The organism is Costertonia aggregata (assembly GCF_013402795.1).
In the GTDB taxonomy this organism is placed as follows: domain Bacteria; phylum Bacteroidota; class Bacteroidia; order Flavobacteriales; family Flavobacteriaceae; genus Costertonia; species Costertonia aggregata.
Map to the genome: position 1 here is coordinate 991,201 of NZ_CP058595.1, position 22,772 is coordinate 1,013,972.

A 22,772-nucleotide genomic window follows, 5' to 3' on the forward strand; every position below is an offset into this window, starting at 1 on the left:
TTAAGTTTACACTTTTTTTAATTGAAACGTGTAATCCACTCTATTGAATACGAATTTCCCAAAAAACTAAACAATCAAAAAATGAAAAAGGCTCAATGTAAAAAAACCAAACCTGTAGGATCATTCATTATGTTGGTCTTCCTGTTCTTAGCCTTGGTCAGTTTTTCGGCCTCAGGACAGGATAGAATAATTACGGGCAAGGTCACTTCAACGAACGGAGAACCATTGCCTGGTGCTAATGTGCTGGCAAAAGGCACTACAATAGGGGTTATGACCGATTTTGACGGAAACTATAGTTTGCAGGTACCCGAAAATACCAACACTCTGGTATTCTCATATATTGGTTTTACTGAAAAAGAAATTAGTATTAATGAAAGGGCGGTTATTAATATCAGTCTAGAGGAAGACACTGCCGAACTTGACGAAGTGGTAGTTATAGGTTACGGTACTAGAAACCGTGAAGATCTAACGGGTGCCGTTTCAACTATTCAGGCCAAGAGTATCCAAGAACAACCCATTACCTCTTTTGAACAAGCGCTTTCCGGTCAGGTTTCGGGGGTTCAGTTACGCCAAAACGGGGCTCCGGGGGGAGGACCCGAAGTATTGATTAGAGGTGTTGCCTCTACGGGTGATAACAATGCTCCTTTATACGTGGTCGACGGAATTCCCCTTGGGAACGTTAACAGCCAACGTGATAATTTCGTGCTTAGCTCCATAGACCCGAATAGCATTGAATCTATCAGTGTACTAAAGGATGCCTCGGCAAAGGCCGTATATGGTTCCAGAGCATCCAACGGTGTTGTGGTGATTACCACCAAGCGAGGAAGAATAGGAAAACCGACCATTACGTTTGGTACCTCAACGGGCTTTCAGACCGTTCCCGAATTTGAACAACCCAACGTATTGAATGCCGAAGAGTTAAGACGATACAGAATAGAATATTATCAAGACAGGCGTTTTGCACTGGGTAGTTTAGGCCAAGGGGAAATAAATGAGTTAGACCGTTTGATTACTTTGGGCGATTTGGGAGAAGGTACCAATTGGTTTGATGAGATTACCCGAAGTGCTCCGATTTCGGAATACAATATCGGTATCAACGGCGGCACCGAAAATGTGCGTTACAATGTGTCAACGAACTATACCAACCAAGATGGTACATTGATCAATACCAATTTTAAAAGGTATAGCGTACGTGCCAATCTTGATATCAATGTAACGGACCGTATTCGATTTGGATTGAACCTGGCACCCACCCAGACTACTGCCACGGGAGGACGAACGGATGCCGGTAATGAGAACTTCAATATTTTTGCTGCTGTACCGCTATCACGGTGGACCGACCCCTCTGCTCCTGTATTCCGGGAAGACGGAACGTTGACCAATGTTGCCAATGGAGATTTGATCGAATTCTACAACGTGAACCCCGTATATCTACTGACCGCAAGGGAAGATGACCGAAGAACCAACCAACTATTGGCAGGTTCGTTCATAGAAGTGGATATTTTGAAGGGGTTGACTGCTAGAACCTTTGGGTCTATTCAATATACCGATAGGAGAAATACATCCTTTGAACCCTCTGATTTTCCGGGTAATCGTGCCTTGACCCCAAATTTATCAGGTACCAGGCAAGCTCGGGCCAGTATCAGTGAGTTTACCAATTTCAATTGGATCTGGGAAAACACATTGAATTACTCCACTACCATTGCAGAAGACCATCGAATCGATGTTTTGGCGGGTTTTACCATGGAAAACAGACGTTTCGACAATACCATCATCAATGCCGTGAATATAATTGATGAATCAATTACAATTCCGGATTCAAACAATACCGATCCCGAAAATGTGGACAATTTTACGGGCAGGGGCCAAGCAGGGGAAAATAGCCTGGTCTCGCTGATAGGCAGATTGGATTATGCCTATAAAAACAGATATTATGTAACGGGCACCATTCGCCGAGACGGTTCTTCAAAATTTGGGGCCAATACCCGATATGGAAACTTTCCCTCGGTGGCCGCGGCATGGCGAATATCCAATGAACCTTTTTGGGCGGGCATCAAAAATACAGTCTCAGAATTCAAGCTTGAGGGAGGTTACGGTATCAGTGGTAGCAATGCCAATATCGACAATTTTCAGGCACAAGGAAGAATTACAAGCGGGCCAGATTATGTCTTTGATGGCCAACTTGCACCGGGTAGTGCCGTTTCAGAGCTCCCTAATTCCTTGTTGACTTGGGAAGAGGCGAAAGAACTCAATTTAGGTCTGGACCTCGGATTTTTAAACAATAAGATATTCCTGGGAGTAGATTACTACGATATCGAAACGGAAGGATTTCTTTCAGGACTCCCGTTACCGAGAACCTCAGGTTTTAATAACATCTTGACCAATTTGGGAAGCATTGAGAACAAAGGCTTTGAGGTAGAGCTCAAATTAATCAATGTTTTCGATGGAAAGGATTTTCAATGGGATGCTAATTTCAACTTTACCCGTAACAGAAGTGAAGTACTGGAACTTGCTGCGGAAGCAGGGTTTATCAGACGAGGCGCCATCGCAAGACAGTTCACCGAAACCGCTATTGGTGAAGAAGTGGGTCTATATCGAGGTTTTAATGTAACCGGACTGTTCACGCAAGCAGAGATCGACGACCCAAATGTACCTAAATATCCAGGAGCGGTCGAGGGGTCTCTCAAATATCAGGATGGCAATGGTGACGGAGAACTCGGGGATGAGGAAGATTTTGTGATCATTGGCAATCCCAACCCTGATTTTGTCTACGGGATGGTGCATAATTTTCGCTACAAAGCTTTGGACATGAGTGTCATCTTTACCGGGGTGGTAGGCCAACAAATATTCAATGGTACCAATCAGTTCAATGGTAACCAAGACGGTGTGTTCAATTTAGATAGAAGGCAATTGACCCGTTGGCGGCCCGGTGATGACCCCAATACAAAAACGATACCGGGTACGGCAAGCGATTTAAGCAGGCAACGTTTCCGCTTACCGAACTCCCTTTCTGTGGATGATGCTGACTATCTCTGGGTGAGAAACATTACCCTTGGTTACAATATCAGTGGTGAGGCAGTCGGCAATGTTTTCAAAAATGCCAGAATATATACCAGTATTCAGAACCCCTTCCTTTTTACGGAATACGACCTGGGCAACCCGGAAATAAACCGTTCGGGCGATACGGCTTTAGTGAGAAACGTGAACTATGGAGCCTATCCTGTATCAAGGATTTATACGTTGGGTGTAAATATTACATTTTAAAAACACTGTGATGAAAAACAAGACGATATTATCAATTTTACTAGTGACCACTGTATTCATTTTCGTGGGTTGTGATGATTTTTTAGATGAAGCTCCTGAAACCTTTCAGACCCCTCAGAATTTTTTCGAGACCGAGGCTCAAATCAACGAGGCAATAGCCGGAATATACAATACCAATCGAGGATTAATGAGCGTGGGTGGGGAGCATTGGCGATTCGGCGAGAACCGTTCCGATAACAGCAGTTTTCAGTTCAATCCTGCTGACAGAGGGGGCATAAACAACGAGGAAATTGATTTATTTTTGATGCTTTCGGCAAACCCCAATCTTGGCGATTATTGGAATGCAAACTATTCCGGCATTTCCAGGGCCAACTTTGCTTTGGAAAATATCGATGGCGTTTCGTTTAACAACGAGGCCTTAAAGGAGGTGCGTCGGGGAGAAATTTTATTCTTGCGCAGCTGGTTTTATTTCAATTTGGTACAACTTTTTGGAGATGTACCCTTTGTGACTTCTGCCGGTGACACTCCCGATGAGATTTTATCCGATGAGTTTTTGGTCAGGGCTCCTGCAGACCAAGTGTACACCAACATCTTGGCAGATACACAAGAGGCCATTAATCTGTTACCTAATACTGGAGATACGGAAAGTGGGAGGGCCACCCTCGGAGCCGCATTGATGCTAAAGGCAAAAATGCACATGGCCTTGCAAGAGTTTCAAGCCGCTCAGGCATTGTTAGAACAAATGCAAAGTCTGGGGTATTCTTTACAGGCCGACTATGCGAGTATTTTTGCACCTGATAACAAGAACAACAGTGAAATGGTGTTTGAAATACAATATTCCTTTGCATTGGGTCAAGGTTCGGACTTCATAACGAATTTCGTGCCTTTCAATAGCAACAATGACATTTTGGGGGACAATGGTCCCGCAGGATCTCGGGGAGGACAAAACCAGCCCACCCAAAGCCTCATTGATCTGTATGATGCGGACGATGCCCGTTTTCTCCACAATATCTCTTTTTATGATGATGGAACATCGGTGGAACCTTGGATGAGCAAATTCAATTTTGGTTTTGAGGCCGTAGGGCCTAACACGCAAGATGTCAATTTTCCGATGTTTCGCTACGCTGATGCTCTGTTAATGTTGGCCGAATGCTACGAAGAGACGGGTGGCGGCGACCCCATTCCCTTGTTGGTACAGGTAAGGAGTCGATCTATGCCTGACCCAAGCTTGAGTGTAGAGGAAACATCTGATTTGGAACAGACCATTGCCGACGAACGGCGTAGGGAATTGGCTTTTGAAAACCACCGATGGTTCGATTTACTACGAACGGGAAAGGCCGTTGAGGTAATGACCGCCCATGGGGCAGAACAGAAAGCACAAAAACCTACAGTCCCGGCCGAAGCATATACCAATATCAGAACGGTTTTGGGCATCCCCTTCGGCCAAGTCGAGGAATTTGGTTTTACCCAAAATGAAGGTTGGTAGTGAATGAGTTCAATAGTATATGCCAATTTTGTTTATCAACTAGTAAAAAATGTAACGATATGAAGACCAAACTGAATACCGCGTTACTTGTATTTTCAATCCTGTCCATGGTTGTTTTGGTCGGATGTAATGAAGATGAAGTGACCGCAGAAACACCATACACGTTGTTTACCTTTAATGTGGTCGACCTTACGGTGACTTTCAGAAATGCAACAGTAGACAATCCTGAGAATTACAGCTGGGATTTTGGTGATGGGCAAACATCAACCGAAGAGAACCCAACCCACACCTATCAAGAAGGAGGTACGTACACCGTTGTTTTAACGGCCAATAATAGTTCAGGGGAAGACCAATTTGAAAGGATAGTTACGGTTACCGAACCTGTAGCACCGCTACCACCTGTAGTTTTTGAATCATTTGATAGTTATACCGCTGACGCTACCTTGGAAGGACAAGGTAATGTCGGACAAGGGTGGGCGGGAGCCTGGACAAAACTGACCGGAGACGATGTAAATGTGATGTCGGACGGTATTGTAAACAACACCATTGCAGCGGTTACCTCTGGAAATTCCCTGGTATTGGATGCGAGTGGTACCAATACGCGCTATAAGCGAAATTTCGAAACGCCATATTTGGACAATGGAAATACATACTGGTTCGCCTTTCAGGCAGAGTTCGCCAATACCGACCTCGATGGTGGTGAAGTACAGGTTATGTTGGTAGATAACAATGGGGAAAATTTTGGAGCAGGTGGCGGGGATGGCCAGTTTTTGGGTATTGGTAAAACAATTAACCCAGGTGCCCTAGGTATTATGACTTTTGGTCCTTTTAACAATGTTGAAGCTACAACAGCTACTGCGGATGGTCCATTATGGCTGGTCGCCAAAATCGAGACCAATGGAAACGCTGACCCAGAAGTAGTCCGGTTATTTGTCAACCCTACTCCAGGTACCGAACCTATTGACGGTACAGAGGCAGTGATATTCAATGCTCCTGAACTCAACGATGGCTGGCGAGGAATCGGTTTTAAGTACAGTGGAGGCAATGCTTCAATGGTTAAAATCGATGATATTTATGTCGGTAATACATACCAAGACGTCACACCCCTGAACTACGTAGATCTTCCACCGGCGGTCTTTGAATCGTTCGATAGTTATACCGTTGATACAACTGTTGAAGGTCAAGGTGCAGCTGGGGACGGATGGCTAGGTGCTTGGACAAGATTATCGGGGGGTGATGTAAATGTAGTATCAGGAGGTGTTCAAAACAATACCCTTGATGTGGAAACAACTGGAAATTCCTTACTCTTGGATGCAAGTGTTGGTGCTTCTCGCTACAAGCGGGGACTATCGGAACCATTTCTAGATGATGGGCGTACCTACTGGTTTGCCTTCCAGGCTGAGTTTAACGGTGCGACTGATGATACAGGAGAATTGGTGGTCATGCTGGTCGATAACGATGCGGAAAACTTTGGTGGGGGTGGGCCCAACGGTCAATTTTTGGGCATCGGTAAAACCATCAGCTCTGGTGCGCCGCTCGGCATAATGACATTTGGACCTTTTAATAATGTCGACGCAACAGACGTATCAGTAGAGGACGGTCCGCTATGGGTGGTTGCCAAGATTGAAACCAACGGTACGGCAGACCCTGACTTGGTGAGGGTTTTTGTCAATCCGACCCCAGGTACAACACCTGTTGACGGCACCGAGGCCGTATCGTTTGCTGCCCCTGAATTGAACGGTGGCTGGGAGAGCGTTGGTTTCAAATTTAGCGGAGGTGCTACGACAGCTAGAATTGACGATATTTACTTAGGGTATCGCTTTGCAGATGTGACCCCAGCAAACTATTAGGAAATGTGGAAGCGCATACCAAGAATATTGATGGGTTACTTAAGAATCCATGACAGATTTGGTTCTGAAAAAACCTAAGAATGGTAGCAATACGCACGATAAATTGGCCATTTTTGAAAAATAGAATTTGAGTTAGTTAATTTTAATTTCTGGCGGTATATTGTTACAACAGACATACCGCCTTTTACTTTTGCAAAATGTTAAAACCGACCTTTTTTTTCTATTTAATGATGTATATGCTACTATGGTCATGTCTTGACAATAGTGACGTTGAAAGAAAAAAGTTGTTGTCTACAAGTAATAAATGGAATGCGAATTGGATAGTACCCACTACACAAAACGATACGGTCAACGTATGGAATAGTTACCGTAAAACGTTTCAAATCAATAGTAAAGTGGATAATGCCGTGGCTAAAATCGCTGTTGATTCCAAGTATTGGCTTTGGATCAACGGAGACAGAGTCGTGTTTGAAGGAGGTCTTAAGCGAGGTCCAACCCCAAAAGATAGTTATTACGATTTCGTTGATATAGCGAAATATCTAAAAAAAGGCGAAAATACAATCGCAATTTTGACTTGGTATTTTGGTAAAGAGGGATTTTCCCATAAAAACAGTGGGCAACCTGGGTTATTCTTTGAGGTAAGAGAAAATAATCTTGAAATATTCTCCGATGCTTCTTGGAAAGCATGGCAACATCCTGCCTTCGGCCAAACTGATGGCCCCCATCCCAATTACCGTTTACCTGAATCGAACATTCGGTTTGATGCTCAAAAGGGAGGTTTTGATTTCGTCGAATACGGTTATGACGATAGCAAACAACCCAATGCAAAAGTTTTGAAATCCCCACCCACTGCACCTTGGAACGAATTGATCGTACGACCCATTCCCCAATGGAAGGATTTTGGTCTAAAATCCTATGAAAATAAAATAGATCTACCCTTTATTTCTGAAGGCGATACTCTTAAAATGAGATTGCCGTATAATGCCCAAGTACATCCATATTTAGAAGTAGAGGCAGAAGCGGGCCAAAAAATAGATATTCGCACCGATAACTACCTGGGTGGTGGAGCACTAAATGTAAGATCAGAGTATATCACCACAATCGGTCGAGAATCCTATGAAAATTTGGGTTGGATGAACGGTCACAAAGTGCACTACTATATCCCAAAGGGAATACAGATTATCGATTTGAAGTATCGAGAAACGGGATATGATACTGAATTCTCGGGAAGTTTTACCTGCGACAAGGATTTTTACAATCGTTTGTGGAAAAAATCGTTGCGAACACTCTATGTGACCATGCGTGACAATTATATGGATTGTCCAGATCGTGAGCGTGCCCAATGGTGGGGCGATGCCGTTCTCGAAAGTGGGGAAGCCTTTTATGCACTTTCCCCCAGTAGCCATTTGTTGGCGAAAAAAGGCATTTTAGAACTGATGTACTGGCAACGAGAAGATAGCACCATCTATTCCCCTGTACCGGCCGGAAACTGGCATAACGAACTGCCTACACAAATGCTTTCAAGTATTGGGACATACGGGTTTTGGAACTATTATTGGCACACGGGCGACAAGGAAACACTGGAAAAGGTTTATGACAAGATGGGGAAATATCTGGCCCTGTGGAAACTTAAAGACAATGGCACCGTCCAGATTAGAAAAGGCGGGTGGACCTGGGGCGATTGGGGCGAGAACAAGGATATGCCCCTGCTTTTCAACACCCAATATTACATGGCCTTGGACAGCTATGCGAGAATGTCGGAACTTTTGGACAGGGTTCCCACAACGGATAGCTTAACGGCAGTAATGGCCCAATTTAAAAAAGACTTCAACCAAATCTATTGGAACGGCAAAGCCTATCGTTCATCGGAATATAAAGGAAAAACCGACGATCGCTCGCAGGGTCTGGCGGTAGTTGCAGGTTTGGCCGACCAAGATAAATATCAAGCTATTTATAAAGTGTTGCAGAAAGAAAAACACGCTAGCCCCTACATGGAGAAATACGTACTCGAAGCGTTGTTCCAAATGGGCTATCCTGAATTTGCCTTGCAACGGATGCAGGAACGCTTTTCCAAAATGGTGAACCACCCGACCATTACCACTCTTTGGGAAGGCTGGGGCATTGGATCCGAAGGTTATGGAGGGGGCACCATTAATCATGCTTGGAGTGGCGGGGGACTAACCCTGCTTTCACAATATGTTGCCGGAATATATCCTACCTCAGCGGGTTATGAAACTTTTAAGATAAAACCGCAGTTAGGGTTTTTAAAAGAGATCAACGCAGTGGTGCCCAGTATAAAGGGCAATATATCGGTAAAAATAGATGTGAATGAAGGTTTTTTAATGGAGCTCTCGGTACCAAAGAACACAAAGGCAGAGGTATATATTTCCCGTACGTTCGGTAAACCCCAATTGAATGGTAAGGCAGTTACCTACAAAGAAAGCGATACCCATTACGTACTCTGGATAATACCCGGCAATCATCGGATAAATGCAGCAGGGGAAAACAAAAAATAAAAAAATGGACACATCGCTAAAAATAGGATTGTTTGGATCAGGGTTGGATACTTATTGGACACAATTTGACGGATTTTTGGAACATCTTTTTGGCTATCAGAGAGAAGTTGCAAAAAATATAAAAGACAAGGGAGTGGAGGTCATCAATTGCGATGTATTGTACAATCATACCAATGCCAATGCCGCGGCAGCGCTTTTCAATATAAAAGAGGTGAGCTGTATTCTTTTATTTGATTCTACCTATTCACTATCGCACAATGTGATTCCATTAGTCCCTTTTGAAAATAAATTATCTGTTCATTGTTCTATTTTTTTTTCTTCAGCAAGCTCTGGGGTATTGTTATCGAGAAATGGAAGGGGTGTTAGCAAAAAAACATCCTAATACTAACGGTGAGATTGCAGGTCTTGGAAAGTGCCATAGCAATAATCAAAATTGGAAATCAAATAGCGAACATCAAAAAAAATTAGAATATGTATTCAAAACGAATATGCAGAAAATTCTTGGTGATTCTATCATCGGCACTCTTGCTTTTTGCCTGTAAGACTGAAAAAAAGGAGCAAAATGAAACGGCAGGGCCTCCCCCACCGAACATCGTAGTGATCGTAGCCGACGATATGGGTTGGCATGACCTAGGCTGTTATGGTAATGATTTTTTGGAAACCCCTAACCTGAATCGCTTGGCGGCCCAAGGCATTCGCTTTACCGATGGGTATGCAGCAGCTCCTTTGTGCAGTCCGTCCCGTGCCAGTCTCTTAACCGGCCTTCACCCTATCTCTGTAAATATTACAGAACATATTCACGGTAACCGTCCGCCAGGTCCAAAACAAAAACTGAAAACACCCCCGGTAAGCCAACAACTGGAACTGGAATACATAACCACTGCCGAGGCCTTAAAAAAAAGGGGATACGCCACTGCCCATGTTGGTAAGTGGCATCTTGGAGGGGGCAAGTTTTCCCCACAACATCAGGGATTTGACCTCAACATTGCCGGAGCTTGGAACGGGCTTCCCCAAAGTTTTTTCTATCCATTTTTTCCGATGGGAGAAAAACCCGAAATCCAGGATGGATATAAAGAGGGGGATTACCTCACCGATGTACTGACGGACAAGGCTGTGGAATTTATTGAAAAACAAAAGGATACTACATTCTTTTTGAACCTTAATTTTTACTCCCCCCATGTTCCCATAGAAGGTAAAGAGGAACTCGTGGAAAAATATAGAAAGAAGCGTGGCAACGATGACGGAAGCATCATGCCCAATATACACTATGCCGCCATGATAGAATCAATTGACCAAAACGTTGGAAGGGTAATGAACAAACTGGAAGAACTAGATCTTGCTGAAAACACGCTTATTGTCTTTACTTCCGATAATGGCGGACTTTCAGTACAGGAAGTCCCTGCTTTTGCAAAACATACTCCCCCGACGGACAATGGCCCGCTAAGGGCAGGAAAAGGATATTTATACGAAGGTGGTATTCGCGAGCCTTTTATAGTACGTTGGCCCAAGGTGATACAGCCCGGACAGACGAACGATACTCCTGTAATAGCACAAGATCTCTTCAATACATTTATGGATACGAACGATACCTCCTCCGAAAGTACCAAAGATGGTATGAGTCTGATACCGATATTCAAAGGTGCAAAGTTAAAGGAAAGAGGATTGTTGTGGCATTTGCCGCACTACAGTCCGCAACATGGAAAACCAAGCTCTGCCTATAGGGAGGGGGATTGGAAAATACTCCATTTTTATGAGGACGACCGTTATGAGCTCTACAATTTGGCCGAGGATTTTTCTGAATCGAATAATCTGGCGACAAGCGACCCCAAAAAATTGGAGGAAATGAAAAAGAAACTGAACGCCAAACTAACCGAAATGGACGCACAGCTGCCGGAATCGAATCCCAATTATACCGGAACATAAAATTTGAGGTATGACCAAATTGAGTACAGTTATTTTTTTTACTTTTTTTTGGGCGAATGTCCTTGTCGCCCAAAAACCTATTTACGAATTGGTCAAGGATTTACCCTACTATCCCGATACCATTGCTCAAACCGATGGTTACCTTTTAGAACGCTGCAAACTGGATGTATACTACCCAAAAGAAGCAGTAAACGTTCCGGTTATTGTTTGGCTCCACGGAGGAGGGCTATCCAGTGGCGAAAAACATATCCCCGAGGGATTACTGGAGCAGGGATTCATAGTAGTGGCGGCCAATTATCGGTTGTACCCCAAGGTGAAGCACCCTGCTTACATTGAAGATGCCGCGGCAGCCGTGGCGTGGGTGTTCAAAAATATAGACACTTACAATGGTGATTCTAGGTCCATATTTGTTTCGGGCCATTCCGCAGGAGGTTATTTGGCGAGCATGGTAGGCCTGGATAAAAATTATTTGCAAAAATACGGAGTGGATGCGGATGGTATTTCTGGCTTGATACCGCTAAGCGGACACACCATTACCCATTTTACCGTTCGTAAAGAACAAAATATTGGGAAAACCCGGCCTATTGTAGATCAATATGCCCCTTTGTTCCATATAAGAAAAGATGCTCCGCCCACGCTATTGATTACGGGGGACAGGAAACTGGAACTCATGGGACGGTACGAGGAAAATGCCTATTTCTGGCGTATGATGAAAATTATAGGACATCCTAACATAGAACTATATGAATTGGACGGTTATGACCATACAGGCATGGTTGGCCCATCATTTCAACTAATGATTAATTTTATAAAAGACACAAAGCGTGATAGGGAAAAATAAGAATATTTTATACCAATTATCCACACAGAAATGCATGTTAATAGGTGTTTTTATTTTAAATACTACTTATTTGTTGCATTCGCAGGAAATTACCATAAACAATGTTTTGCCCAGATTGGATACGAATGGCAATATTATAGATGCGCATGACGGTAGGCTTATCCAGTTTGGCGATGTTTTTTACTGGTACGGCACCAGCTATGGCACCACCAATGGTTTTACCGCCAAGAATCATTATGTGTGTTACAGCTCAAAGGATTTAAAGACGTGGACAAAAGAAGGCAAGTTGTTGCCGGACCAACCCGAAGGGGTGTACTATCGCCCGCACGTTGTATATAATGAGAAAACAAAACGGTATATTTTGTGGTATAATTGGTATCCCAAACTCTGGAACGGCCAATTTGGGGTGGCCACCAGCAAATCGCCTTCAGGACCATTTAAAATTAAGAATAACGATGTAAAAATGTTTCGGTCTGACATTGGTTTGGGCGATTTCGGCCTTTTTGTGGATGATGACAAAACCTGTTATCTAAGTTATAATACCATTCAAAACCATCAGGTTTCCATTGAAAAATTAAACGACGATTATACAGGTTCCACTATGGAAAATGGTGGTATCATAGCGGAACATATGGAGGCCGGCACCCAATTTAAAAGGAATGGCAACTATTATTTGCTAACGGACCATACCTGTTGTTTTTGCAATTATGGTTCCGGTGCCAAGGTCTACATTTCGGACAATCCACTAAATGGCTACACCCTTACCACCAATATAAACAGATACCCCGGAAAACCTACCTTTCTATTGAACAATACAATTGACCGTGGCACCACGTATGAAACATTAAGAAAGCGGCATCAAAAATTTGATGCCGTAGAAATTCAATTTGCTGGGGAAACCGTTTTGGATGAACTCACCTTACATCAGTTTACAGGAAACAGGCCCGAGAATTGTGGCGATGTTTCCAACCCAAGGGTACATCCGGAAATTCTAACCCCTGGTTTTTTGATTTATAAATGGTCCTATGATACATGGGAGAAAATATCCATTGTTAACACTACCGTTAAAAGAACCGCTTTACGGCAAGACATAACAGTATCGTTCGTCCAAACAAGAACATCGCAAATTAAAATTGTTCCCGTGGCAGAGAGCTATCACTATGAAGAATTATACTTGAACGGGATAGAGTTGTTACACAATAAACAAAAGATGGCTTTAAACGACATGCGATTTTATATCACAGGTGAGGATATTACACAAAAACCTATTATCCCGGCACAGCAAAGTTATGTGACCAAATTGCAGACCGAAGATGGGGAGCGTTTTATTTGGATCGGTGATCTATGGGGTTCGGCATCCGATAATATAAAAGGATACGATTACCAATATTGGAGCGACCCCTTGGAATTCAATGAAGACGGTACCATTAAGCCGTTGCAATGGAAGGATTCATGGAGCATCGAACTAAAAAAGTAGAACACCTTTATTATATTCAACTTATGCATAAATACATCCTCATTGCCTTTTTGTTAACGGCGATATCCTGTAAAAACAAAATTGAAAGACCTGTATACTCATCCGAAAAATGGGAAAATCCAGAATGGGAAGACCCAGGGGTTTTTCAAATCAATAGGGAGCAACCTAGGGCTACTTTTTATATGTATCCAAATAACAGCAAGGTAAAACCAAGTTGGGAAGATTCACCCCTATATCAATCCTTGAACGGAAATTGGAAATTTTATTATGCTGAAAATCCCATGGCAAGACCCTCGGATTTTCATAAAGAAGATTTTAATCTGGATGGGTGGGATGAGATTAAAGTACCTTCCAACTGGGAAATGCAAGGATTCGGCATTCCTATTTACACCAATATCACCTATGTTTTCCCAAAAAACCCACCGTTCATACAACACGATATAAACAATGTGGGGAGTTATAAACGCAGTTTTGAAATTAAGGACAATTGGCAAGACAAAGATATTTTTCTTCATTTTGAAGGCGTAAGCGGTGCCATGTATGTGTGGGTCAACGGACAAAAAGTCGGCTATAGCGAAGGGAGCAAAACCCCAGCGGAATTCAATATCACTCCATTTACAAGAAAAGGCAGGAACGATTTGGCCGTGCAAGTACTGCGTTGGTCCGATGCCAGTTATATGGAAGACCAGGATTTTTGGCGTTTAAGCGGTATTGAAAGAGATGTTTACCTGTATGCCCAGGACAAATTGGCGTTGAACGATGTGAAAATCATATCGGGCTTGCAAAATAACTACAGGGACGGAGTGTTCACAATCGATTTAGAGTTGATAAATAGCACGAATTCAACTGAAGAAAGAGAAATTAAGGTACGCTTGCTGGACGATACGAAGGAAATACTCAAGTTTTCAAAAAAAACCGAATTTCCAAAAGGAAGGTCTTCGGTTACCTTTAGGAACGTGATTCCCGATATAAAAACGTGGGATGCCGAAAATCCAAATTTATATACCGTAGCCATTGATGTAGGAGATAAAAAATCTCTTCTAAAAACCGGTTTTAGAACGGTAGAGATCAAAAACAACCAAGTATTGGTCAATGGCAAAGCGGTGTTGTTCAAAGGGGTCAACTTGCACGACCACGATGAGACCACAGGACATGTAATTTCGAGAGAGCTGACCTTGCGGGATCTAAAGCTGATGAAAGAAAACAATGTCAATGCCATCAGATGCAGCCATTATCCCAAAAATCCGTTTTTTTACGGGCTTTGCGATGAATATGGTTTCTATGTAATTGATGAGGCCAACATTGAAACCCATGGCATGGGAACCACCAATCAAGGACTGGACAATAATAAAGAAGCCCAAAAGATACACCCAGCCTACAGGACTGAGTGGAAGCCCGCGCATTTGGACAGGACCAAAAGAATGTTTGAGCGCGATAAGAACCATACCTCCATCATTACTTGGTCCTTAGGCAATGAAGCAGGCAATGGCAAGAATTTTCATGCCACTTACGAATGGTTAAAACAAAGAGATTCAACCCGACCTGTACAATATGAAGGAGCGACCGCTTATGAAAATACCGACATACAGGCTCCTATGTATATGAGAATTCCTGCAATGATAGCCTATGCGGAGAACCACCCTAAAAGACCGCTGATACAATGTGAATATGCACATGCCATGGGGAATAGCCTTGGGAATTTTCAGGATTATTGGGACGTCATTGAACGTTACGATATCATGCAGGGCGGCTACATCTGGGATTGGGTAGACCAAGGTATTTTAACCCAAAATGACAAAGGTGAGAAGTTTTGGGCCTACGGTGGTGATTTGGGAGGAGCCAACATTCAAAACGACGGTAATTTTTGTTTGAACGGAGTAGTAAATCCCGACAGAACTCCGCAATCCAGTCTTGTGGAACTCAAGAAAGTATATCAGTATATAAAGTTTGAAGCCGATAATCCGCAGTCAGGAATTGTAAAAGTATTGAACGGGTATGATTTTACCAATCTTGGTGATTTTGAAATTAGCTGGGAACTACTGGAAAACGGGGAACCGTTATCCGAGGGTGTTTTGGACATCATTCAACTTGCCCCAAAGCAAAGCACAATGATAAAAATTGATTTGCCCAGACTCAATGTTTCCGACAAAGAATACTTATTAAACCTATATGCCAAGACACGTATAAAAAAACCATTGCTCAAGGCCGGTCACTTAATCGCGTATGAACAATTTGAAATGGGTACTTATAAAACAGAGCCATCTACCGTTGAAAATAATTCAACTTTCAACATTGCGATAAAGGATAGCCTGTTGACTATATTCGATAAAACGGTGAAAGTAGTCTTCAACAAAAACACGGGTAAGCTATTTGAACTAGACTATGGTAATGGTAACATTTTAATCAAAGGGGCTACACCTAATTTTTGGAGAGCGCCTACTGATAACGATTTTGGATACAACATGCCGGAAAAATTCAAAGTCTGGAAAGAAGCAAATAATATACAAACACTGAAATCGTTCAGAATAAAAACCGATAATCGTGAACAGGCCTTGAATAATTCAACAAAGCTGGAAGATATTAAATCTGTCGTTGTGGAGTCCATATTTGAATTACCTTCCGTTAAAGGCCATATAGCAATACACTATACTTTTGGACAAAATGGTACCATATCCGTTCATAACAAACTTAACAATATATCGCTGGACCTACCTCCTATCCCTCGTTTTGGGAACAACTTCATTATAAAAAAAGATTACAACATAGTTAATTGGTATGGCAGAGGGCCTCATGAAAATTATCAGGATAGAAAAACAGCGGCATTGGTCGGTAAATATAAAGCCACGGTAAATGATTTGTACTTTGCCTACATACGGCCCCAAGAAAATGGGTATCGTACCGGCATTAGAAAAGTAAGTTTTACCAATGAAAAGGGCGAAGGCCTACAAATGACCAGAGTATCAGATAATTTGAGTTTTAGTGCACATCATCAGTACAATTCAGACTTTGATGCAGGAATGAAAAAGCAACACCGCCATACTACCGATATACCAAAGCGAGACTTGGTCAACATAAATATTGATTACAAACAAATGGGTGTTGGTGGTGATGACAGCTGGTCGGCCCAACCCCATGATGAATACAAAATATTTCCTTATGATTTGGAGTATGCTTATGTTATAAGCCCGATTTCAAAAGATTAGATTGATGTACGATATAGGATTATCCGACAAATTTTGTCAGCGAAAAATAGCGAAGGTATTTCTAACTCTTCATAACTTAATAGTGAAAAACCATTTTGTTGTACCTATGTTGTACCCAAACAAAAAAAGACCCCTTGTTACCAAGAAGTCTTTCGTTGTACAGGCGGAGAGACTCGAACTCTCACACCTTGCGGCACTAGATCCTAAGTCTAGCGTGTCTACCAATTCCACCACGCCTGCATATCATACTTAAAATTGGATTGCAAATATAAAGCAAAAAATCAATTTAGAAATACTAACACTTTAAAAAGTTCTTTTAGTAATTTTATATGATTTTTTAACTATCGTCATGCAAAATATAAAAGACTACATTTCACAACATAAACAACGGTTTTTAGATGAATTGGTACAGTTGTTGAAAATACCTTCCATAAGTGCTGATTCTGCCTTTTCCCAAGACGTGCTTAATACTGCGGACAGCATAAAAACATCTCTTGAAAGAGCTGGTTGTGATTTGGTAGAAATTCATGAAACCGATGGCTACCCCATAGTTTACGGAGAAAAAATAATTGATGCCGATTTACCGACTGTACTGGTTTACGGCCATTACGACGTTCAGCCCCCTGACCCTACAGACCTTTGGCATTCGCCACCTTTTGAACCTGTGATAAAACCTACAGACCTACATCCGGAGGGTGCCATTTTTGCCCGTGGCGCTTGCGATGACAAGGGTCAAATGTATATGCATGTAAAAGCAATAGAGTTTATGGTCAAAACCCATCAACTACCCTGTAATGTTAAATTTATGATCGAGGGCGAAGAAGAGGTAGGCAGTAATAATTTAGCGGTTTATGTGGCGAAAAACAAAGCGAAACTGTCCAATGACATTATCTTGATTTCCGATACGGGGATGATAGCGAATGATGTACCATCAATCACCACCGGATTGCGTGGATTGAGTTACGTAGAAGTTGAAGTCACCGGACCAAATCGTGATTTACATTCAGGATTGTATGGTGGTGCCGTAGCAAACCCTATCAATATATTATCCCAAATGATAGCATCCCTTCATGACGATAACAACCACATTACCATACCTGGATTTTATGACAAGGTCGAGGAACTTTCCGCTACCGAACGGGCCGAGATGGCAAAAGCGCCCTTTGATATTGAAGCGTACCAAAAAGCGTTGGATATTGATGCCGTTTATGGGGAAGACGGGTACACAACAAATGAACGAAACTCCATACGCCCCACGTTGGATGTAAATGGAATATGGGGTGGGTACACGGGCGAAGGTGCAAAAACGGTCATTGCCAGCAAGGCATATGCGAAAATTTCTATGCGATTGGTCCCCGATCAAGATTGGGAAGAAATAACCCAACTCTTTAAAAAACATTTTGAAAGTATTGCCCCCAAAAGCGTAAAAGTAAAAGTAACACCGCATCATGGTGGTCAAGGTTATGTAACACCAATCGATACCATTGCATATCAAGCCGCTTCAAAAGCATATGAAACTACTTTCGGAAAGAAACCAATACCGCAGCGGAGTGGTGGTAGCATTCCTATTGTTTCATTATTTGAACAAGCATTGGGAAGTAAAACCATACTGATGGGATTTGGTCTGGATAGCGACGCCATCCATTCACCCAACGAGCATTTTGGGGTTTGGAACTACTTAAAGGGGATTGAGACGATACCTTATTTCTACAAATATTTTACCGAGATGAGTTCCTAGCTTTTAGAGAAATTTATTTTTATCGATACACGTTAGCAATCAACTTATACTATTTTAACGTACTTCGTAAGAATAACTATCTGCTGTGCTCCGACTTTGCCCTCTATGTATTCGGCATTTTCGCGGTCTAGACTTATTCTACGAACGGCTGTACCTTGTTTGGCCACCAAACTTGACCCTTTGACTTTAAGGTCTTTGACAAGCACGACATTATCCCCATTGTCCAAGACAACACCGTTTACGTCCCTATGAACAATCTTTTCACTTTCTGCCAGTCCCTCGCCCGTCGCCTTTGCCCATTTTAGAGTATCGTCGTCCAAATACATAATATCCAATAAATCTTTGGGCCACCCTTCACCTTTAAGCCTATTTAACATTCGCCATGCGATTATTTTTACGGTATTATGCTCACTCCACATACTATCGTTAAGGCAACGCCAATGATTGGGGTCCATTTCGTCCTCATTTTCGATTTGATGTATACAGATATCACAAGCCAACAGACTCCCATCCAAACCCCCCGTAGAAATAGGAGGAACTTCATATATGTTCAGATTATCGGCAGTGCTGCACAGCTCGCATACATTTCCACTTCTCGTCTTTAACTCTTCTAAAAGCTTCATCATATCAAATATCAAGAATACAAACATATAACTTTAAGGAGTATTGTATGATTTTGCAAAAGTTTCGGTTGGCGACTACGAAAGAATTTTCTTGCGTAGAATATTTTTTTAATGTATATTAAGTACACTATGAGTGGGCATATTATTGACATGGTAAATCGAATAAAGCAGAACAAAATCCAAAAAAGGAAGAAGTTCAAAGGCGATAATAGATCGGTTTTACTATCTGAAAACATAATAGAACCTACCGAATATACCTTCCCTAAAATATCAAAGTCTAAGCTTGAGACAATAAAAAGTGATATTAAAAAAGCTGCTAGAAAAAACAGGATTCATTCTCTGTATCTGCTTGTTTTTTCTATAGTATTAACTGCACTTATTGTTTTTACTTTCTTAAAATTATACAGATAAGTCTATTTTTTTTTCCACAAACTCTACATTTGTAGAATTAAAGTATTTATTCTATATTTGTAGAGTTAATTCTAAGAATGTAGAAAATGCAGTTATCCAAGACCGAAGAGGAACTCATGAACATTATCTGGAAACAGAAGAGGGCATTTATGAAAGATTTACTTGAGGCTTATCCGGACCCCAAGCCCGCGACTACAACAATTGCCACACTTTTAAAACGTATGGCCGACAAGGGCTTTATAGCTTACAAAAGCTTTGGACGCTCCCGCGAATATTATCCCTTGGTCAAAAAGAAAGATTATTTTTCGAAACATGTGAACGGCCTCATAAAAAACTTTTTCAATAATAGCCCCGGACAGTTTGCCTCGTTTTTTGCCCAAGAGACCAACCTTAGTAAATCTGAACTTGAGGAATTGAAAAAATTGATAGACCAAGAAATAGAAAAGAAATGACCATGCTAGTATATCTTGTAAAGTCTATCGCCTGTATGGCCGCTTTTTTGGTCTTTTATAGATTGATGCTGGAAAAAGAAAACATGCACACGTTCAAACGTTTTTATCTTTTGGGTGCGCTGATTGCTTCTTTTATTATACCGAGTGTTGTTTTTGTGGAGTATATTGAGCCTATATCCTCGTCTGCCCTGGAAATACCTTTGTCCTACAGTACAACCGATACAATAGTATCCGAACAGCCTACGGATATGGATGTTATCAATTGGCCGGTGCTGTTTGGGTGGGTCTATGTAATCGGGTTGCTTTTCTTCGGATTTCGATTTTTCAAGCATCTCGTACACATTCTAAGAAGAATACAGAACAATACCAAGCTTAAAGAAAACTCTAGTATTAAAGTGTTGATACAAGAGCAAATACCCCCGCACACTTTTTTTAAGTATATTTTTTTGAACCGGAAAAAATTTGAAACGAACGGTATTCCCAAGGCAGTACTCACCCATGAGGAAACCCATGCCAAACAATATCATAGTGTAGACGTTCTTCTTGCGGAGTTTTTACAAGTGCTTTTTTGGTTCAACCCTTTTCTATACCTATTCAAGAAAAGTATAAAACTGAACCATGAATTCTTGGCGGATAGTGCCGTATTGAAAACAGAAAAGAATACTTACAATTATCAAAACACATTACTTTCTTACCTATCACAGGAAAGTTTCGAAAAACATCAGTCGATCGGCATGGCCAATGCCTTTAATTATTCATCAATCAAAAAACGATTTAAGATCATGAAAACAAAAACATCAAAAAAAGCTGTTGTGCTACGAAGTATCTTAGTGCTTTCTTTAGTAGCTCTATTGTTATATGGGTTTAGCGAAAAGAAAGCCATTCAAAAAGAAAGAACAATGCCTAAAGAACAAGAAAACAGGGTAAGAACAACTCCTGAACGAGTGTCAAAACACAAGGCTGTTCCTGACCAAATGCAAGCCATTACATCAGAAGAATCAAGGATATTGGAAACCATGTACGAGAAGGTGCCGAAAAAGGAAAGCGCGAACGACGAATCTTTTCCAAAACATCCAGAAAAAATGCAAGACGGTGCTACCCAAGGCCAAATAGCCCAGTACAATACCCTAGCAAAAAAGTATAATGCCATGCTGTCCAAAAAGGGCAATATTCGCATTAAAAAATCTGAGGTAGACCGTATGGAATACATTTATAACGTAATGTCCGACACACAAAAAGCGAATGCCGAACCCTTTCCTGATTTTCCCGAACCACCTGAACCCCCTTTACCTCCCGTTGATAAAATAAACAAGGTAGAGCAAAAACTACTAGAGCTAGAGAAAAAGCGGACTGACCGGGAAACATTGATAAAAGAAGAGGAAACAAAAATGATGGAGCAAGAACTATTATTGATTCAAAATGAGGTCGAAATAAAAGAATTAGAAGAGATAAAAGAGTTAGAAGAATCAGAGGGGTTGGAGGAGTTGGAAGAATCTACACACCAAGAAGAAATCGGGATGATAGAAGGGAAAGTCAAAAAAGAACAAGCCAAAATCCCGGCCCCTCCCGCTCCGCCAAAACCAAAATCGCCATTGGACCATGCCATAGAAATGGCGAAACAGGGTGCCACATTTTATTACAAGGGCAAAAAAATCACTTCGGACCAAGCCATTAAAATCTTAAAAAACGATAAAGATTTAAGTATGGACATCGTAAAAAAGAACGGCAATGCACCCGTAGTCAAAATTGATACCCATTTTTGATTCTGAATTGGATACAAATCACAAATCACTGTTAAAGCCTTCGTTTAGAAGGCTTTTTATGTAACAAAATACTCCAAATCACGTTCTAATCGTATCGAATATTCATCAATCAAATCAGAACACTATGTTACAGAATTTTTTTATACTCTGCTCCGGGGCCGATTCCGAAATCTTAAAAACCTGTTCAAAAGGGGAACAGAACAAATATGCAGGTATTGGTGCCACGGTCTTTTTTACCGCAGTAATGGCTTTCATTGCCAGCAGTTACGCCCTGTACACGGTTTTTGACACTATGTATACGGCTATTTTTTTTGGTTTACTATGGGGCTTATTGATTTTTAACTTGGATCGTTTTATTGTTTCTACCATCAAGAAAAGAGACAGTTTCAAGCATGAGCTTTTACAGGCAAGCCCAAGAATAGTGTTGGCCGTAATCATAGCCGTTGTCATCTCCAAACCTTTGGAGATGAAGATTTTTGAGAAAGAGATAAATCAGGTACTGTTAGAGCAAAAGAATGAGCTGACGCTTGCCAATAAAGACCAAATTGCCCAACAATACACCCCTGCCGTTGAAAAACTGAATCAGGATATCGCTAATTTAAAGGATGAAATCGCTACAAAAGAAGCGGAGACCAATGCTTTATACGATACTTACATTGCCGAAGCCGAAGGTACGGCGGGTACCAAACTTTTGGGAAAAGGGCCAGTATATAAAGAAAAACGTGAAAAGCATGATGCCGCCTTGGCAGAATTGCAAACGCTTAAAATCGCCAATACCGAAAAGATAGCGGGAATAGAATCTCAAATTGACGCATTGAATATCGAATATGCCGATACGGTCAAAAACACCCAACCCATTATTGATGGCTTTGATGGACTCATGGCCCGCATAAATGCGTTGGGAGAATTACCGTGGTTTCCTTCGTTTTATATTTTTCTATTGTTTTTAGCGATAGAGACTTCGCCCATTATAGCCAAGCTGCTGGCCCCCAAAGGAGAATATGATATTAAAATAGAGGAAGAAGAAAGTATCTTGGCCGCTTGGACGACCCAAAAGGTATCACAGCGCAAACTCATTATCTCAACGGATAATGACATGAACCAACATATCTTTGAAGACCTTAAAACCGAACAGGAACTTTATGATTACAAAAAGAAGAAAGCTGAGGAATTGTTACGCCTTCAAGCCGATAAATTTCACGACATACAGGTAAAAAATCTTTAA

The 22,772-nt window shown here is 41.7% G+C and carries 14 protein-coding genes and 1 tRNA gene; 13 read left to right on the forward strand and 2 right to left on the reverse strand.

Annotated features, from left to right (window positions below; translation table 11 throughout):
* The first annotated feature begins 81 nt into the window (after nt 1–81).
* From HYG79_RS04525 to HYG79_RS04565, 9 genes are all read left to right on the forward strand, one after another.
* Nucleotides 82–3,264, forward strand: a complete 3,183-nt coding sequence (locus HYG79_RS04525; RefSeq protein WP_179240976.1) for a SusC/RagA family TonB-linked outer membrane protein — start codon at nt 82–84, stop codon at nt 3,262–3,264.
* Between the two features lie 10 nt (nt 3,265–3,274).
* Nucleotides 3,275–4,750 (forward strand): RagB/SusD family nutrient uptake outer membrane protein, encoded by a 1,476-nt coding sequence (locus HYG79_RS04530; protein ID WP_179240977.1) that lies wholly within the window; start codon nt 3,275–3,277, stop codon nt 4,748–4,750.
* Nucleotides 4,751–4,809: 59 nt separating this feature from the next.
* Complete coding sequence (locus HYG79_RS18210; protein WP_179240978.1) at nt 4,810–6,600, forward strand: PKD domain-containing protein; 1,791 nt, start codon at nt 4,810–4,812, stop codon at nt 6,598–6,600.
* 236 nt (nt 6,601–6,836) lie between these two features.
* Nucleotides 6,837–9,116 carry an alpha-L-rhamnosidase-related protein gene (locus HYG79_RS04540; protein WP_179240979.1) on the forward strand — a complete coding sequence of 760 codons (2,280 nt, stop codon included), beginning with the start codon at nt 6,837–6,839 and terminating at the stop codon, nt 9,114–9,116.
* Nucleotides 9,117–9,120: 4 nt separating this feature from the next.
* Nucleotides 9,121–9,498, forward strand: coding sequence for a hypothetical protein (locus HYG79_RS04545; protein ID WP_179240980.1), 378 nt, complete (start codon nt 9,121–9,123; stop codon nt 9,496–9,498).
* A gap of 89 nt (nt 9,499–9,587) precedes the next feature.
* The gene (locus HYG79_RS04550) at nt 9,588–11,039 is read left to right on the forward strand and encodes a sulfatase (RefSeq protein WP_179240981.1); all 1,452 of its coding nucleotides are present in this window, start codon (nt 9,588–9,590) and stop codon (nt 11,037–11,039) included.
* A gap of 10 nt (nt 11,040–11,049) precedes the next feature.
* The gene (locus HYG79_RS04555; RefSeq protein WP_179240982.1) at nt 11,050–11,880 is read left to right on the forward strand and encodes an alpha/beta hydrolase; all 831 of its coding nucleotides are present in this window, start codon (nt 11,050–11,052) and stop codon (nt 11,878–11,880) included.
* 34 nt (nt 11,881–11,914) lie between these two features.
* Entirely contained in the window at nt 11,915–13,357 is a 1,443-nt protein-coding gene (locus HYG79_RS04560; RefSeq protein ID WP_179240983.1) for a family 43 glycosylhydrolase, read from the forward strand.
* A gap of 23 nt (nt 13,358–13,380) precedes the next feature.
* Nucleotides 13,381–16,560, forward strand: a complete 3,180-nt coding sequence (locus tag HYG79_RS04565) for a glycoside hydrolase family 2 TIM barrel-domain containing protein (RefSeq protein ID WP_179240984.1) — start codon at nt 13,381–13,383, stop codon at nt 16,558–16,560.
* Between the two features lie 158 nt (nt 16,561–16,718).
* Here the strand turns inward: HYG79_RS04565 and HYG79_RS04570 are convergent.
* Nucleotides 16,719–16,800: transfer RNA gene (locus HYG79_RS04570), tRNA-Leu, on the reverse strand.
* A gap of 109 nt (nt 16,801–16,909) precedes the next feature.
* Here HYG79_RS04570 and HYG79_RS04575 point away from each other — a divergent pair.
* Entirely contained in the window at nt 16,910–18,298 is a 1,389-nt protein-coding gene (locus tag HYG79_RS04575; RefSeq protein WP_179240985.1) for a dipeptidase, read from the forward strand.
* 44 nt (nt 18,299–18,342) lie between these two features.
* Here the strand turns inward: HYG79_RS04575 and HYG79_RS04580 are convergent, their stop codons facing one another.
* On the reverse strand, nt 18,343–18,921 hold the full coding sequence (locus tag HYG79_RS04580; protein ID WP_179243479.1) for a PhnA domain-containing protein: 579 nt from the start codon (nt 18,919–18,921) through the stop codon (nt 18,343–18,345).
* 497 nt (nt 18,922–19,418) lie between these two features.
* On the opposite strand from HYG79_RS04580, the gene HYG79_RS04585 reads away from it, so the two are divergent.
* The 3 genes from HYG79_RS04585 to HYG79_RS04595 all read left to right on the forward strand — a co-directional run bounded on the left by HYG79_RS04585 (nt 19,419) and on the right by HYG79_RS04595 (nt 22,772).
* Nucleotides 19,419–19,784 (forward strand): BlaI/MecI/CopY family transcriptional regulator, encoded by a 366-nt coding sequence (locus HYG79_RS04585; RefSeq protein WP_179240986.1) that lies wholly within the window; start codon nt 19,419–19,421, stop codon nt 19,782–19,784.
* Nucleotides 19,785–19,786: 2 nt separating this feature from the next.
* The gene (locus tag HYG79_RS04590; RefSeq protein ID WP_179240987.1) at nt 19,787–21,547 is read left to right on the forward strand and encodes a M56 family metallopeptidase; all 1,761 of its coding nucleotides are present in this window, start codon (nt 19,787–19,789) and stop codon (nt 21,545–21,547) included.
* Nucleotides 21,548–21,671: 124 nt separating this feature from the next.
* Entirely contained in the window at nt 21,672–22,772 is a 1,101-nt protein-coding gene (locus HYG79_RS04595) for a DUF4407 domain-containing protein (RefSeq protein ID WP_179240988.1), read from the forward strand.